Raw genomic sequence first — 13,943 nt, 5'->3', positions numbered from 1 at the left:
TTCTCCTGTATAGGGTTGGATTAAAGCGCAATGGACAGTAGACCAACGGCGACGGCCGAAAGCAGCGAGCCAACAATCGGCACCCAAGCATAGCCCCAATTAGCGCTGCCCTTGTCCTTAATGGGCAGGACGAAGGCGTACATCAAGCGTGGACCCAAGTCACGGACCGGGTTGATGGCGTATCCCGTAGGCGTACCCAGGGACAGGCCAACGGCGACAACAACGAATGCCACACCGAAGTAGCTCAGCGGTCCCAGCTCGCCGCCGGCAGGGCCGAAGGCGATGAATATCAACAATACGGTGGTGGCGATGAACTCAGTTACCGTATTCCATCCATTGTGTGGGTGAGCGGGGGCAGTGAAGAAGATGCCCGCGGTTTCAGAATTGGCACCGGTGACATTGCCCTCTTCGTCGTAGTTATTCGCATCGAAGAGCTGCTTGAATGCGGCCCAGGCCAAGAAGGCACCGAACATAGCACCCAGGATTTGGCCCAGCACGTAGAACGGAACCAAGTTCCATTCGAGCGAACCATTGAGCGCGAGCATGAGCGTTACCGCAGGGTTCAAGTGACCGCCGGTTGGGTCAGCGACGCTGGCGCCGACGAAGACACCCATGCCCCAACCCAAGGCAATAACAATCCAGTCGGAGCCACGGGCGCCCGAAGTGCGGAGGTTTACCAGCGCACACACGCCGTTACCAAGAAGCATCAGCAGCGTGGTGCCGATAAACTCCCACAAAAATGCGTCAGATCCAGCCATTAGCGCCTCCCCTTATCCTTGAGTCTCGGTCGGACGAGCGGAGCCAGCGCGGACCAGAATGTCGTTAGCTTCGCGGTCAGTTACAGCTGCCTCGGCAGCCAGCTCGGCCTCGGTGTGCTTGGTGAAGGTATCCACCTCGAGCTGCTTGTCTTCCTCGCTCCAATCCAGCAGCGGAGCAACGAAGTCCGCAACAGCGGGAGCTGCGTTGACGCCACGGTCACCGAACTCGATGGCAACGCGGAGGCGACGGGTCAAGATATCGTCCAAGTGCAGTGCACCCTCGTGGGTGACGGCGTAGCGCACCTCAGCCCAGAGGTAGGACTCTGCGCCAGGAACGGGCTCGAGCAAGGACTCGTCATCCTGCGCAGGAGCCAGAACCTCGCCCAAAAGCGAACCGTAGCGGCCGAGCAGGTGCTCGATGAAGTCCTCGCTCAGGTTGTAGCGGCGGGCCAAGGTAGGAATCTGGTTGGCCAGTGCGTGGTAGCCGGCAGCGCCCAGGATCGGGGTGTGCTCGGTGATGGACTCCGGCACCTTGCCGCCGAGTTCCTTCACGGCTAGGTCAACGGCATCCTTACCGATGACGCGGTAGGTGGTGTACTTACCACCGGCAACGGAAACCATGCCCGGGGCCACGCGAGCCACGGCGTGGTTGCGGGACAGGTTGGTGGTGGAATCGGACTTACCGGACAGCAACGGGCGCAGGCCAGAGTAGACACCGACGATGTCATCGCGGGTGATCTGGCGACGCACGCGCTGGTTGACCTCATTCAGGATGTAGTCAATATCTGCCTTGGTGGGGGCGGGATCCGGAAGGGATAGACCCTTCTCCCAGTCGGTATCGGTAGTACCGATGATCCAGTAATCGCCCCATGGAATGACGAAGAGGACGGACTTTTCGGTTACGAAGCACAGTGCTGCTTCTGCATCCAGGGCATCCTTTGGCACGACGATGTGCACACCCTTGGAAGCGTGAACGGTGAACTTGCCTTCCACGCCGGCCAGCTCCTGGATCTTGTCGTTCCAAACACCGGTGGCGTTGATGAAGACCTTACCGCGCACGGTGGCCTCGCGGCCAGTGGCGGTATCGCGGACCTTGGCGCCAACGATGCGGCCACCGCGGTCCTTATCAAAGCCGATGACCTCGGTATTGGTGCGCACATCGGCGCCGTACTCGGCGGCGCTGCGCAACACGGTCATCGTGTGGCGGGCATCGTCCACCAGGGTGTCGTAGTAGCGCACACCGCCGACGATGGCGTCTTCCTTCAGGCCAGGGGTGACCTTAAGGGCGCCCTTGCGGGTGAGGTGCTTTTGCATCGGCACGCTCTTTGCACCGCCCATGAGGTCATAAAGGGTAAAGCCGCCGAACATCATGACGCGCTCCCATACGTGGTGGGTGAGCGGGAAGATGAACTTCAGCGGCTTAACTAGATGGGGAGCCAACGTGGACATGTTGAGCTCGCGCTCCTTTAGGGACTCTGCCACGAGGCGGAAGTCAAACATCGCAAGGTAGCGCAGGCCACCATGGAACATCTTGGAAGAGCGAGAAGAGGTACCAGCGGCGAAGTCGCGGGTCTCCAGCACTGCGGTCTTCAAACCGCGGGTTGCTGCATCCAGTGCCGCGCCGGCACCTACGGAGCCACCACCGATGATGACGACGTCGTAGTCCTCATCCGCGTAGCCGTTCCACACATTTTCAAAATATTCGGGGTTAAAGGATTGGTTGCTTTGCTGGGTCATTAGAGACCGCATCTCCTTCCTTGGTGCTCATGTGTGCTTGCTCCGACAAACGATGAATGAGATGGCGTAAGCACAGCTAAAAGCAAGTTTTGGATGATTCATGATGGCGACTATTGCGCTCTAAAAAGTAGAGCCAATATCTCCTATCTCCTATGCTAGAGGTCACCGGGTAAACATTCACTAGAGGTTTCTCACACGTAACTTCCGGCCCCGTAAGCAGTCAATTTCCACCCTTTGCTTAGCTCCCCAAAAAGAAAAACACCCCCTCGCGGGGGTGGCAACGCCAACGTTTGCACGCGGCTAATCTTTTTGTAGCCGGGCCATCGCTTCCAAAACCTCAGACATACCTGCGCGCTCGGCGGAATACGTCACAGCCTGCGCATCCTTGACCACCTCGATGGGCGCGGTCTCTAGAGCAACGACCGGGATGTGATTCAAAAATTCTTCATCCCCTGGTTCATTACCAAAGACCAAAGTCTCGCTCGGCTTGGCTTCCAAATCATCTAGGATGCAGTCCACGCCGGCGGCCGCCGTGGCCGAGGTAACCTTCATCGCCTCCTTATCCACGAGCGGCTTTTCGGCCTGCTCATCAAGCTGGATATGCCACACCGCCTGCGGGACATCGAGATCCGCATCGCACGACACCGCGATGAGCACCTCCGCCGCGGGGTAGATGCCTTCTAGCGCCGCCTTCAACCGCGGGGTCAGGGCATCGTCTTCCCAGTTCAGCGTGCTTTGATGCGCCACTACTACGCGCGGGATGTCAGAAAACTGGGCCTTGAGCCGGTGCGGCAGGCGAGAAACGATCAGGCGCGACTGTGTCGCCGCGGCGAGCAATCCTTGCTCTACCACGGATCCTTCCCAGATCTCCTTGCTGCTTGCGGCAATAGAGGCCTGGGCCTGCGCCACGTCGGACTTCAATTGCGCCATGACATCGGCGACCTTATCCTTGCCTTCATCCAAGCCACGGGTCGCCTCTTCCACCACGGCATTGAGATTGGTTTTGACCCACTCCAAGGTATCGGCCGCGATATGCTTCTTTTCCTGGGGCTCGTCGCCAACGTGTTCTTCCTGGCCTTCCTTACCTTTGGCAGAGGCCATGTGGTTGCGCACGAGTTCAACGGTGGAAACGGAAACGCGCTCTTTGAGCCCTACCAAATCATCGCGCAAACGACGCACCCGGTGCCGCTCCGTTTCTACCTCCGCATCGCGAGCTTCGGCCTCTTCCAGGGTCGGGGCAGAACCGCCCTTGCGCGCGGGAACCCAATATTCGCCGGCGGGCATGGGGCCGAACTCCGCCTCGTAATCCTCCCAAAGTCCCTCTAGGGCCTCCTGCATGCGCCGTCGGATTTCAGCTGTATCGGCTTCTGGGTCCCCAGTGGGGTAATACGGCTCGAGCGCGGAAATAAAGACCGGAGTCTTGGTGCGTCCCAAATTCTTCTTGTGGCCCTTTGTCCACAGGCGCTGCGAACCAAACATCACTTGCGGGACAACCGGCACGCCCGCCTCAAAAGCGATGCGAGATGCGCCGGTTTTCATGCTGCGGATTTCAAAGCTGCGGGAAATCGTGCCCTCCGAAAAGACACCGACGAGCTCGCCGGCTTCGGCAAGCTCTACCGCCTTGCGCAAGGACTCTTTGCCATCGATGCGGTCTACCGGCACGTGCCCCATGGCGCGCAGCAGGGCACCCACGCCTGGCGCGCTAAAGATGCTGGCCTTAGCCAGAAAGCGCACCAGCCGTTTTTTACGATAGGCAATGAACGCGCCGAACAGAAAATCCATGTACCCGGTGTGATTGCACACCAGGACGGCACCGCCGTCATCGGGAATATTCTCTTCCCCCGACAGGCGCATCTGCAGGCCTTGGGCCAAGGTGAGGCCGCGCCCAATGTGGGTGATCTGGCGGTACAAGAAATTCGTCGCAGCGTTCATGGTGCTCCTTTAGCTTTGCTCCGCAGGCTACTGCGGCGTGAGAACATCCTTGCCCACGAATGGGCGCAAGGCCTCTGGAACAACGACGGAACCATCGGCTTGTTGGTGATTTTCCAAAATCGCCACGATCCAGCGGGTGGTGGCCAATGTGCCATTCAAGGTGGCGGCTACCTGCGTCTTCCCGTTCTCGTCGCGGTAGCGAGTGGATAGGCGGCGGGCCTGGAAGGTGGTGCAATTGGAGGTAGAGGTTAGCTCACGGTAGGTGCCTTGGGTTGGCACCCACGCCTCATTATCGAATTTGCGGGCCGCCGAAGAGCCCAAGTCACCGCCGGCGATATCGATGGTGCGGTACGGCAATTCCATCGCAGCCAGCATTTCCTTTTCCATATCGAGGAGCTTTTGGTGCATTTCCTCTGCGTCTTCCGGCTTGCAGTAGACAAACATCTCTAGCTTGTCGAATTGGTGCACGCGCAGGATGCCGCGGGTGTCCTTGCCGTGGGAACCGGCCTCTCGGCGGAAGCAGGAGGACCAGCCGGCGTACTGCAGGGGACCATTGGATAGATCGATGATCTCATCCTTGTGGTAGCCAGCAAGGGCTACCTCGGAGGTGCCCACGAGGTAGCGATCATCGGCTGGCAGGTAGTAGATCTCATCGGAGTGCTGGCCCAAAAAGCCCGTGCCGGCCATGATCTCTGGGCGCACCAGAACCGGCGGAATCATCAGCTGGAAGCCGGCTTCCCGTGCCTTTTGTGCAGCCAACATCAGCATGCCCAGCTGCAGGAATGCGCCATCGCCGGTGAGGTAGTAGAAGCGGGCACCGCCGACCTTCGCACCGCGCTTGACGTCAATGAGCCCCAGGGATTCGCCGAGTTCAAGGTGGTCCTTGGGCTCGAAATCGAACTGCGGGATCTCGCCTACCTCTTCAACGAGGACGAAGTCATCCTCGCCGCCGGCGGGCGCACCTTCGACGACGTTATCGATCTTGTACTGCAGCTCTTCCGCCGTGGCCTCAGCCGCGGACCGAGCCTCTTCAGCCTCTTTGACCTTGGCTTTCAGCTCATCTGCGCCTTCCAGCAACGCCGGGCGCTCTTCCGGGGAGGCCTGACCAATCTTCTTGCCCAGGGATTTCTGCTGGGAACGCACCTCGTCTGCCTTCTGGATGGCAGAGCGACGCTTCTCATCGGCTGCGAGGAGCTGATCCACGAGCGAGGGGTCTTCCCCACGGGTGACCTGGGAGGCGCGGACAACGTCTGGGTTTTCACGGAGTAGCTTGAGATCAATCACGGAACTGATTCTAGCGCACTGCCATTGCCTTGCCGTGGTAATAACCAGCGAATTATTATGGAATCATGTCCTCCCTAGAATTGCCGGCCCGCGAAATCAGCGATGGCCCCACTCCCAAGCACGCCCAATTGCACGATATTCTGGAGGAATTATGTAATACCACCTTCAAACCCGGTGATATCCTCCCCGGTGAGAGGCTCCTAGAGGAAACCTACGGCGTCTCCCGCATTACGGTGCGCCGGGCCATCGGGGATCTCGTTGCCGCCGGTAAATTGCGCCGCGTGCGCGGTAAAGGCACCTTCGTTGCCCCCAACCCCTTGGTATCGCGCCTTCACCTGGCCTCTTTTTCCGATGAAATGAGTGCCCAGGACGTGGTGGCTTCCTCCAAGATCCTGAATAGCGGCCGCGCTAGCGCACCGGAGGCGGCCACCCAATTCTTTGGCACCCCTGCCACAGAGGAACAAATTCATTTGCGCAGGCTGCGCTTGGGCGATGGCGAGCCTTATTCCATCGATGACGGCTGGTACAACTCCGCTTTTGCGCCGAGCCTGCTGGAAAATGACACCTATAACTCTGTGTACTCGATTTTGGATAAGACATTTGGCGTCCCCATCACGGACGCGGACCAGACCGTCTCCGCTATTGCCGCCAATGAGGAGATTGCGCCGCTTCTCGATGTCCCCGTGGGTTCCCCACTGCTGCACATCGTGCGTTGCTCGCGCTCGGGGGATAAGCCCGTGGAATGGTGTTCCTCGGTCTACCGCACTGATAGGTACCACCTGAATACCCGCGTTTCCCGGGATACCTCAATCTAGAAAAGACCCTGCTTAAGGGGTAAGATAATGGGCCTTATGAAGAAATCACCTGCGTGGCGTTCCGCTGTGGCCGTCCAGATTGCCTTGATCTCAGCAATCGCGGCGGCCGTTTTCATGGGTATCTACGGCATTGTCAGCAACCACGGCTCCAACGGGGCCGATAATACGGCCTCTTCCGAGCAGTCCGCTGAGGGCGGTGCGGGTGGCTCGGGATCCTCCGATCCGAAGACGGAGCCTTTTACCTCCGCTTCCGCTGGGTCCTGCGTGACGTGGGATATCAACGAGGATGGCTCTGCCGCTTCCTTCAAAGAGGTGGAATGCTCGGAGCAGCACCGCTTTGAGGTCTCTACCGTGGAGGATCTCAGCGTCTACCCCACCAGCGAATTCGGCCCAGATGCCTCGCGGCCCGCGCTTACCCGCCAGCACCAGCTGCGCGATGAGCTCTGCGAATCCGCCACAGTGAGCTACCTGCACAGCAAGTGGGATCCGCACGGCAAATACGATATTGCCTCCATTTTGCCGCCGGAATCCGCGTGGGATAACGGTGACCGCACCCTGCTGTGCGGCCTACAGACCACCGATGATCACGGCGTGCCGCAATTGACCACCGGCAACGTCGAGGCCTCCGAGCAGGCCAATCTGGCTAAGCCGGGCGAGTGCTTGGCCATCGATGATCAGCAGGTACCGCACGTCGTGGACTGCGGCCAGCCACACCAGCTGGAGACGGTATCCGTCATCGACTTGGGCAAGAAATTCCCCGACGCGTACCCGGACGGCAAGGAGATGGATAAATTCCTCTCGGATACCTGCACGGCCGCCGCTGAGGATTACTTGGGCGGGGAAGAGCAGCTCTACCAATCCACGCTGCAACCGTTCTGGGGCACCGTATCGGAAGAGTCCTGGAATGGTGGCACCAAGTCCGTGAACTGCTCACTCGTCCACGCCCGCGATGATGGCGGCTTCTCCTCCATCACTGGTACCGCCACCGGTGGCCGCCAGGCGCTCTCCATCGATGGCAACCCGCCGGAGGAGCGCCCTGAGCGCAACCCGATTCGCGATGATAAGCCGGCGCCGTAAATGTATTCCGTCTCGGAAGAGCGCTTCGAGGAGATGGTCAATGACGCCCTCGATCAGGTGCCCGATGAATTCGTGCGCAAGATGCGCAACCTAGTGATCCTGGTGGAAGAGGAAAACCCCGATAATCCCACCTTGCTGGGGCTCTATGAAGGCGTCGCTTTGCCTCGGCGCACATTTGACCACACCGGGTATTTGCCCGATGCGATCTTCATCTATCGCAGCACGCTGCAGCGCTGGGCCACGTCAGAAGAAGACCTGGCCGAGCAGGTCAAGGTCACGGTCTTCCACGAGCTAGGCCATTACTTTGGCATGGAAGAACACGAACTGCACCAGCTGGGCTGGGGTTAGAGCTCAATATCGGCCCAGCGGGTAAGCGTCCACTCGCCAAATTTCTTGCCGCGCGGTTCCATCACGGTAAAGCGGCAATTGGGCATATAACCGGTATAGGCAAAGTCCGCGTCCGCCCCGGTGGCGTGCTTCGTCACCACCCGGATGGCGGCGCCGTGACTGACGAGGATGACATCGCGGTCATCGGCAAGCTGCGCCGCAATCTCTTCCAATGCGGGCTGGAAACGCGAAAGCACGTCCTGGAGCCGCTCGCCACCTTCCATGGCGGCCTGGCTATCGCCGTAACACCAGCCGCGCATGGCCGTATCGTGGCTGCGGTGGGCGGCCTCGCTGGCATCGAGCTCCCAATCGCCGGCGAAAATCTCCTGCACATTCGGGATGACATCGATGGGAATGGAAAAGCGCGGCAGGTTCCGCTCCTGTTCAAAGGCGCGCGCCGCCAAGGTGGCGGTCTGCTGCGCCCGCAGCGCAATAGAGCACTTGAAGTCGACCTCGCGATCACCCACGAACCCCGCTAGCTCCCGGCCCACCTCCGTGGCCTGGTTGCGCCCCAGATCCGTAAGCTCCGCGCCCGGCGGCCGGGTATCCAGCAGCCGGGATACGTTGGAATGGGTTTGGCCATGGCGCAGCAGGATGATTCTTCCAGTCATGCGTCCAGATTATTGACCCCTGCGCGCCCTCGCCACCCAGGCATCCGCCTCAGCCAGGTCCCGCGGCGGGTGGCCGGCGGGCGTCGCGGTGGGCCAGGAGCCCAAAAAGCGCAGTTCCTCCGCCCGCAACCACACCGCGCGCAGGGCCTCAGCAACCGGCTGGTCATCGATATGCCCAATCAGGTCCACATAGAAGCGGTAGGTACCAAAGGTCTGGCGAGTCGGCCGCGACTCAATCCGGGAAAGATCCACCCCACGGTGGGCAAAGTCTTGCAAGGCCCCCACCAGGGTTCCCGGCTGGTTGGGCAGGGTGAAAATGACGCTGGTGCGATCCTGGCCGGTGCGTGCGGTCGGGCGACCCGGCAGGCCTACCAACACAAAACGGGTAGCCGCGCCCTGCACGTCGGCCACGCCGCTCGCCTTGGTTTCTAGGCCGAAAAGTTCTGCCGCCCGCGCTGGCGCCGCCGCCGCGTCGACCTCCCCGCGCGCTACGGCCTGAGCCGCCGCCGCATTCGAGCTCGCCGGCACGAATTCCACGCCCGGCGCGTTCTCTGCCACCCAGCCGCGGATTTGTTGGAAGGCCACCGGGTGCGTGCTCAGGCGCGTGATGTCTTTCGTTCCCGGCCGGGTCATGATGCTGAAGGTCACGGGGATATCTACCTCGCGGTAAATCTGTACGGGATCGCCTTCTACCAACGCGTCAAAGGTCGTCGTCACCGCCCCGTCCACGGAGTTTTCGATGGCGACGCAGGCATAATCGGCCTGCCCGGCGCGCACGGCCGCCACCGCCGCTGAAGGCGAGTCCACCGGTAGGGTCTCCACGGTCTCCCCGCGCGCTTCCCACTCCGCGGCAAATTTGTGCACGGCGGCCTCCGTGAACGTACCGGCGGGGCCTAAGAAAGCGATGGTTGTAGTCATGCCCGTCACCTTAGCCCACTAGACTGGTGCGCCATGGACTTTTCCATAGAACGATTCCGCGCCGATGTGCAGGGCATGGGCCCCACAGAGCACGGTTTTACCTACCTGGATCTGCAGCGCACCCCCGCCCGCACCGGTCGACTGTGCGGGTGGGTCCTATCTGCAAAGGATCTCAACGATGTCGCGGGCATGCCCACCACCTTGGGCAATGCCAAGCGCACGTACTATCCCGCGGTCAGCGAGCCGTTCATCGCGACATTGGAAAAGCAGGGCGCGGTATTCATTGGCAAGTCCTCCACCCCGGAGTTGGGCTTGCGCGTCGATACCGAGCCGGTGGATCTTCCCCACCCCGATAATCCCCTTTATCCAGGACGCACCCCGGGCGGTTCTTCTGGCGGCGCGGCCGTCCAGGTAGCCCGCGGCCTCGTGCGCGCGGCGCAGGCCAGCGATGGCGGCGGTTCCATTCGCGTTCCCGCGGCGGCCTGCGGGGTCGTGGGCTTTAAGCCTGCGGGCAGCAACCTGGGCGCGGAGGGGTTTATCACCCGCACTGTGGCCGATAATGCCTTCCTGCACGGCCACCGCATGATCACCCCGCGCGCCCGCATTGGGCTGTTGCTTGAGCCCCTTTTTGCCGCGACTCGGGTGGAGGCCCACCACCTGCGGGCGGCACGCGAGGCCGCGGATCGCCTGCGCGCTGCGGGGTTCGAGGTGGTCCCCATTGCGCCTTATCCGCAGGCGGGGGCCACGTTTGCGCACTTCCGCGAGATCTTTACCTCCCGGTTTGTGGGGCTGCCGCAGGCAGAGGGCTACGCGGCTTGGGTGGCCCAGCAAGGCGCTACCGTATCCGCCGCAGAGCTGAACGCGGCGCAGCGCCATGTCCGCCACCTCCCGGAGCTCCTAGCGCAGCAATGGCGGGTCGATGCCATTATCACGCCCATGCTCACCGCGGATCCCCCGCCGCGGGGGCATTTCCTGTCCCTTCCGCACGCGGAGAATTTCGACGCCCAAACGCGCTGGTCCCCATGGGCCTCGCTGTTTAATATGGCCCAATTGCCCGCCATCTCTGTACCTTGGGCCATCCCCGCGCACCCGCCCGTCGGCGTGCATGTGGGAGGCATTACGCTTTCCGATGCCCAACTTTTAGGCCTCGCCCACATCCTGCACCCATGACCAAGAAACTACGCGCCGAGCTGCTCATCGTCCTCACCCTGACCTTTGGTATTTCCGGGGTCAGGGCGGTGTTGCGGCTTATCAATTCGCTGGCTGCTCCACAGGCGCTCAATGAGCAATCCGTCACGCTCAACTCCAGCCAATCCAGCCTGGCATGGGTGGATTTGGGACTGCAATTGTGCTCGGCGGCGGTCCTTTTTGCCTATGGTGCGCTGGTGATTTTCCTGCTGGCACAAGACCACATTAAACCGGCCGCCTACCGTGCCTCTGATTGGTTGCACGGCGCGGGACTCGCCGCGCTCATCGGCATCCCGGGCCTAGTTTTGTATTTCGCCGCGATGCAGTTTGGCTGGAGCAAAGAGGTCATCCCCGGTGACTTCGACAATGCGTGGTTAGAGATTCCGGTGTCCCTCATCAAGGCCGCCGCAAATGCCTTTGCGGAAGAGACCGTGGTGGTCATGTGGCTGATGACGAGGCTGCGCCAGGCGCGCTGGTCGCTGCCGGCTGCCTTGGCAGCTAGCTCCATCCTGCGCGGTTCATATCACCTGTACCAGGGGGTATCGGCCGGCTTTGGCAATATCATCATGGGCGTAATCTACGGCTACTACTATCACCGCACAGGCCGCGTGTGGCCGCTTGTCATCGCGCACTTTCTTATCGATGCGATCGCTTTCCTCGCCTATTCCTTCGGCCTTTCTGTGCTTTAATAGTGGCGTGCTCGCGAGGAAAGCGGGGGAATTGGCCGGCGCCTTGTAAGGTATAGCGCATGACTGAATCAGGACGAGATCCGCATCGGGAGGCGCGCCGCGCTGGCGATAGCTCATCCAGTGAGTTCGTCCTTGGGGCCGATGGCCGTCCCCTCAAGGACCGCTACGGTCGGCCCATCCGCCGCCGGCCGCGCACGAATCGTGCCGAGCCGCAGCAGCACATCCCGCGCCAGGAAACCCCTACCCGCTACCCCAGCCAGTACCGGGCCCAGCAGTGTTCCGCGCAGCAACCACCACAGCGGCCACAACAGCCACAGCAACGGCCGCCACAGCGATCGCAGCCGCAATCGCCGCAGCAGCTGCAACAGCGCTACCAACCACAACAAGCGCAGCAACCGCCCCGCCGCCACTCTAAACCGCATAGCCGCCGGAAAAAGACCAATCCGGTCAAGCGGTTCTTTGGGTGCGTCGGCATCTTTGTCCTCTTCGTCGTGGTCTGCAGCCTCATCTTCGCGCTGTGGGCCGATACGCGCCTGACCCGCGTGGATGCCCTCCCGGATGAGCAGGTGGCCAATACCTCCGGCACCAATTGGCTGTTGGTGGGATCCGATTCCCGCCAGGGCCTGTCCGAAGAGGATCAACAAGCCCTCGGCACCGGTGGCGATGTGGGCGAGGGCCGCACCGATACCATCATGCTCCTGCATATCCCACGCTCCGGCCGAGCCCAACTGGTCTCCATTCCGCGCGATAGCTACGTGGAAGTACCCGGCTTCGGCATGGATAAGATCAACGCCGCTTTTGCCTACGGCGGGCCAAAGCTCTTAGCACAAACCGTGGAGGGCAATACTGGCCTGCACATTGATCACTATGCCGAAATCGGCATGGGTGGTTTGGCCAATGTGGTCGATTCCGTCGGCGGCGTTGATATCTGCGTTGCAGAGCCCATCAATGACCCCCTGGCGGGCATCGATCTGCAGGAAGGCTGCCAGAAGCTAGAGGGCAGCGATGCGCTGGGTTATGTGCGCACCCGCGCCACCGCAATGGGCGATCTCGACCGCGTGCAGCGCCAGCGCGAATTCTTTGCCGCGCTCCTAGATAAGATCACTTCCCCGGCCACGCTGATTAACCCCTTCCGGTCGATTTCCCTGATTAACCACACCGCCTCCTCCTTCATCGTGGGCGATGGCGACCACGTATGGCACCTGGCCCGCGTGGCGCTTGCGATGGGCTCCGGCGTAGATACGGAAACCGTTCCCATTGGCGGGTTCCAGGACACCGTCGTGGGCAATGTCGTGCTCTGGGACGATGAAGGCGCCCAACAACTCTGGGACTCCATGAAATAGGCCTGAACTCAATCTTCGTATCGGAAAAACGTTATTGAGAAACCAGCAAGTGTGGTTGCTATGAAGAATTCAAGGAGAATTCTCCACTCCACAGGATCCATAGAGAACATCCTAATTATGCCAAGGATGAAGGCTATTGCGCCGGCGGCTGCGAAAGCCCAGGCTATGCGCCGAGGCCCTGAGTTTTTCTTGTTCATGCCTTAACTCGTCCTAGCTAGATTGCGAAGAAAACGGCCCTTTCCTCCTCGTACTGTAGGGAAAGGGCCGCTTTGGTGTGGTTCGTTTAGCGCAACGTCACCTGGCGGGACTTGATGTTTTCTAGCTGCTTGCGCTCTTCTGCGTTCAATTGCGCGTCATTGGAGATTTCTTCTTCCAAGGCCTTATCTACGCCCGCGAGCTTGTCCTCATAAGAGGAATAATCAACCTCGGGCTGCACGTCAAAGACGGGAGCAATAAGGCCGTGAGTACGGAATACTCCGGCAAACTTGGTGTCCTCGCCCAAGTTCAGCTCGCCGCGCGCGGCGACTCGCGCCAGGGCATTGAGGAACGCGGCCTCATCGTCGTTCGGGCGCACCCAGCGCACGTGCGCTTTGCCGCCGCCGGCATTGGCCCAAAAGGCTGTGCCGGTAATGTCCTTGCCCACCTGGTGGGATTCGATGACCGAGTCATTGGCGGCGCGCATGGACTGCGATACCTCGGGGGTGACCTGTGCGCCTTCCGGGATCCACCAGCTGAAGTCCTGGTGGACTTCGATGTCGAGGGTAGTTGCGGCATCGATAAGCTCACTAAGCTCCGGCTGCGAGCCATCGGCCGCGGTTGATTCCAGGGTCGAGCCTGGCTCGTTGTTCTTGACCCAGTTCAGAGCGAAAGCCAGATCCCGGCCGGGGTTGTGGGTGTGAGACTGCACCTGGAGTGCCACAAAAGCATCGCCGCCGAATTCCTCATCGCGGATCAGCGCCGCGGTGGCGCCCGGAAGGACAGTGGAGACGTAGACGTTCCTATCGCAGCCCTTCACGTCGAGCTTCGCAAAAGCAGAAGGCACAAACTCTTGCATGGCAACGAGGGAAGCCTCCGCTGCGAGGCCGCTATAGGGGCGCGGGTCTTTTTCCAAGGCGGCGCGTTCTTTGGCGCGGGCAGCAAGCTTCGCCTGACGGCGGGACATGCCCTCAGGCAGGTCTTCTTGTTTCTTTTTCTTCTTGGCCAT

14 protein-coding genes are annotated in these 13,943 nt (G+C 60.9%); 6 read left to right on the top strand and 8 right to left on the bottom strand.

Annotation, left to right across the window (positions count from 1 at the left end; genetic code table 11):
- Window positions 1-20: 20 nt before the first annotated feature.
- From QP970_RS10150 to serS, 4 genes are all read right to left on the bottom strand, one after another.
- Complete coding sequence (locus QP970_RS10150) at window positions 21-758, bottom strand: MIP/aquaporin family protein (RefSeq protein WP_239269308.1); 738 nt, start codon at window positions 756-758, stop codon at window positions 21-23.
- Between the two features lie 12 nt (window positions 759-770).
- The gene (locus tag QP970_RS10145; RefSeq protein ID WP_239269309.1) at window positions 771-2,495 is read right to left on the bottom strand and encodes a glycerol-3-phosphate dehydrogenase/oxidase; all 1,725 of its coding nucleotides are present in this window, start codon (window positions 2,493-2,495) and stop codon (window positions 771-773) included.
- A gap of 300 nt (window positions 2,496-2,795) precedes the next feature.
- On the bottom strand, window positions 2,796-4,427 hold the full coding sequence (locus QP970_RS10140) for a lysophospholipid acyltransferase family protein (RefSeq protein WP_239269310.1): 1,632 nt from the start codon (window positions 4,425-4,427) through the stop codon (window positions 2,796-2,798).
- Window positions 4,428-4,454: 27 nt separating this feature from the next.
- Window positions 4,455-5,711 carry a serine--tRNA ligase gene (gene serS, locus QP970_RS10135; protein WP_284869907.1) on the bottom strand — a complete coding sequence of 419 codons (1,257 nt, stop codon included), beginning with the start codon at window positions 5,709-5,711 and terminating at the stop codon, window positions 4,455-4,457.
- Window positions 5,712-5,776: 65 nt separating this feature from the next.
- Here serS and QP970_RS10130 point away from each other — a divergent pair, with 65 nt between their 5' ends.
- From QP970_RS10130 to QP970_RS10120, 3 genes are read left to right on the top strand one after another with little or no spacing between them, the layout of a single operon-like run.
- Complete coding sequence (locus QP970_RS10130) at window positions 5,777-6,526, top strand: GntR family transcriptional regulator (RefSeq protein ID WP_239269312.1); 750 nt, start codon at window positions 5,777-5,779, stop codon at window positions 6,524-6,526.
- Window positions 6,527-6,553: 27 nt separating this feature from the next.
- Complete coding sequence (locus QP970_RS10125) at window positions 6,554-7,603, top strand: septum formation family protein (RefSeq protein WP_239269313.1); 1,050 nt, start codon at window positions 6,554-6,556, stop codon at window positions 7,601-7,603.
- Window positions 7,604-7,951 (top strand): metallopeptidase family protein, encoded by a 348-nt coding sequence (locus tag QP970_RS10120; protein WP_239269314.1) that lies wholly within the window; start codon window positions 7,604-7,606, stop codon window positions 7,949-7,951.
- On the opposite strand, the gene QP970_RS10115 is transcribed toward QP970_RS10120, so the two are convergent.
- Both QP970_RS10115 and pheA read right to left on the bottom strand, forming a co-directional pair.
- Complete coding sequence (locus tag QP970_RS10115; RefSeq protein ID WP_239269315.1) at window positions 7,948-8,601, bottom strand: histidine phosphatase family protein; 654 nt, start codon at window positions 8,599-8,601, stop codon at window positions 7,948-7,950. The two genes, QP970_RS10120 and QP970_RS10115, sit on opposite strands and share 4 nt — an antisense overlap.
- Before the next feature lie 9 nt (window positions 8,602-8,610).
- A complete protein-coding gene (gene pheA, locus QP970_RS10110; RefSeq protein ID WP_284772106.1) occupies window positions 8,611-9,519 on the bottom strand; it encodes a prephenate dehydratase in 909 nt (302 codons plus the stop codon).
- 33 nt (window positions 9,520-9,552) lie between these two features.
- Between pheA and QP970_RS10105 the strand changes: the two genes are divergently transcribed.
- The 3 genes from QP970_RS10105 to QP970_RS10095 are packed head-to-tail and all read left to right on the top strand — an operon-like array spanning window position 9,553 to window position 12,739.
- Entirely contained in the window at window positions 9,553-10,689 is a 1,137-nt protein-coding gene (locus QP970_RS10105) for an amidase (protein WP_284772105.1), read from the top strand.
- On the top strand, window positions 10,686-11,396 hold the full coding sequence (locus QP970_RS10100; protein ID WP_284772104.1) for a CPBP family intramembrane glutamic endopeptidase: 711 nt from the start codon (window positions 10,686-10,688) through the stop codon (window positions 11,394-11,396). The genes QP970_RS10105 and QP970_RS10100 overlap by 4 nt, the downstream gene beginning before the upstream one ends.
- Window positions 11,397-11,455: 59 nt before the next feature.
- Window positions 11,456-12,739 (top strand): LCP family protein, encoded by a 1,284-nt coding sequence (locus QP970_RS10095; protein ID WP_284849693.1) that lies wholly within the window; start codon window positions 11,456-11,458, stop codon window positions 12,737-12,739.
- An 8-nt stretch (window positions 12,740-12,747) separates the two neighbouring features.
- Here QP970_RS10095 and QP970_RS10090 read toward each other — a convergent pair whose 3' ends face one another.
- Both QP970_RS10090 and QP970_RS10085 read right to left on the bottom strand, forming a co-directional pair.
- On the bottom strand, window positions 12,748-12,936 hold the full coding sequence (locus QP970_RS10090; RefSeq protein ID WP_284772102.1) for a hypothetical protein: 189 nt from the start codon (window positions 12,934-12,936) through the stop codon (window positions 12,748-12,750).
- Between the two features lie 86 nt (window positions 12,937-13,022).
- A complete protein-coding gene (locus tag QP970_RS10085; RefSeq protein ID WP_005279695.1) occupies window positions 13,023-13,943 on the bottom strand; it encodes a DUF5926 family protein in 921 nt (306 codons plus the stop codon).

Source organism: Corynebacterium sp. MSK073 (assembly GCF_030232085.1).
In the GTDB taxonomy this organism is placed as follows: Bacteria; Actinomycetota; Actinomycetes; order Mycobacteriales; family Mycobacteriaceae; genus Corynebacterium.
This window is presented reverse-complemented; position numbering and strand designations above follow the sequence as displayed.

Excerpts from the sequence above, each read along its gene's own strand:
- QP970_RS10150 (WP_239269308.1), bottom strand. The coding sequence starts at position 758 with ATGGCTGGATCTGACGCATTTTTGTGGGAGTTTATCGGCACCACGCTG.
- QP970_RS10145 (WP_239269309.1), bottom strand. The coding sequence starts at position 2,495 with ATGACCCAGCAAAGCAACCAATCCTTTAACCCCGAATATTTTGAAAAT.
- QP970_RS10140 (WP_239269310.1), bottom strand. The coding sequence starts at position 4,427 with ATGAACGCTGCGACGAATTTCTTGTACCGCCAGATCACCCACATTGGG.
- QP970_RS10130 (WP_239269312.1), top strand. The coding sequence starts at position 5,777 with ATGTCCTCCCTAGAATTGCCGGCCCGCGAAATCAGCGATGGCCCCACT.
- QP970_RS10125 (WP_239269313.1), top strand. The coding sequence starts at position 6,554 with ATGGGCCTTATGAAGAAATCACCTGCGTGGCGTTCCGCTGTGGCCGTC.
- QP970_RS10120 (WP_239269314.1), top strand. The coding sequence starts at position 7,604 with ATGTATTCCGTCTCGGAAGAGCGCTTCGAGGAGATGGTCAATGACGCC.
- QP970_RS10115 (WP_239269315.1), bottom strand. The coding sequence starts at position 8,601 with ATGACTGGAAGAATCATCCTGCTGCGCCATGGCCAAACCCATTCCAAC.
- pheA (WP_284772106.1), bottom strand. The coding sequence starts at position 9,519 with ATGACTACAACCATCGCTTTCTTAGGCCCCGCCGGTACGTTCACGGAG.
- QP970_RS10105 (WP_284772105.1), top strand. The coding sequence starts at position 9,553 with ATGGACTTTTCCATAGAACGATTCCGCGCCGATGTGCAGGGCATGGGC.
- QP970_RS10100 (WP_284772104.1), top strand. The coding sequence starts at position 10,686 with ATGACCAAGAAACTACGCGCCGAGCTGCTCATCGTCCTCACCCTGACC.
- QP970_RS10095 (WP_284849693.1), top strand. The coding sequence starts at position 11,456 with ATGACTGAATCAGGACGAGATCCGCATCGGGAGGCGCGCCGCGCTGGC.
- QP970_RS10090 (WP_284772102.1), bottom strand. The coding sequence starts at position 12,936 with ATGAACAAGAAAAACTCAGGGCCTCGGCGCATAGCCTGGGCTTTCGCA.
- QP970_RS10085 (WP_005279695.1), bottom strand. The coding sequence starts at position 13,943 with ATGGCCAAGAAGAAAAAGAAACAAGAAGACCTGCCTGAGGGCATGTCC.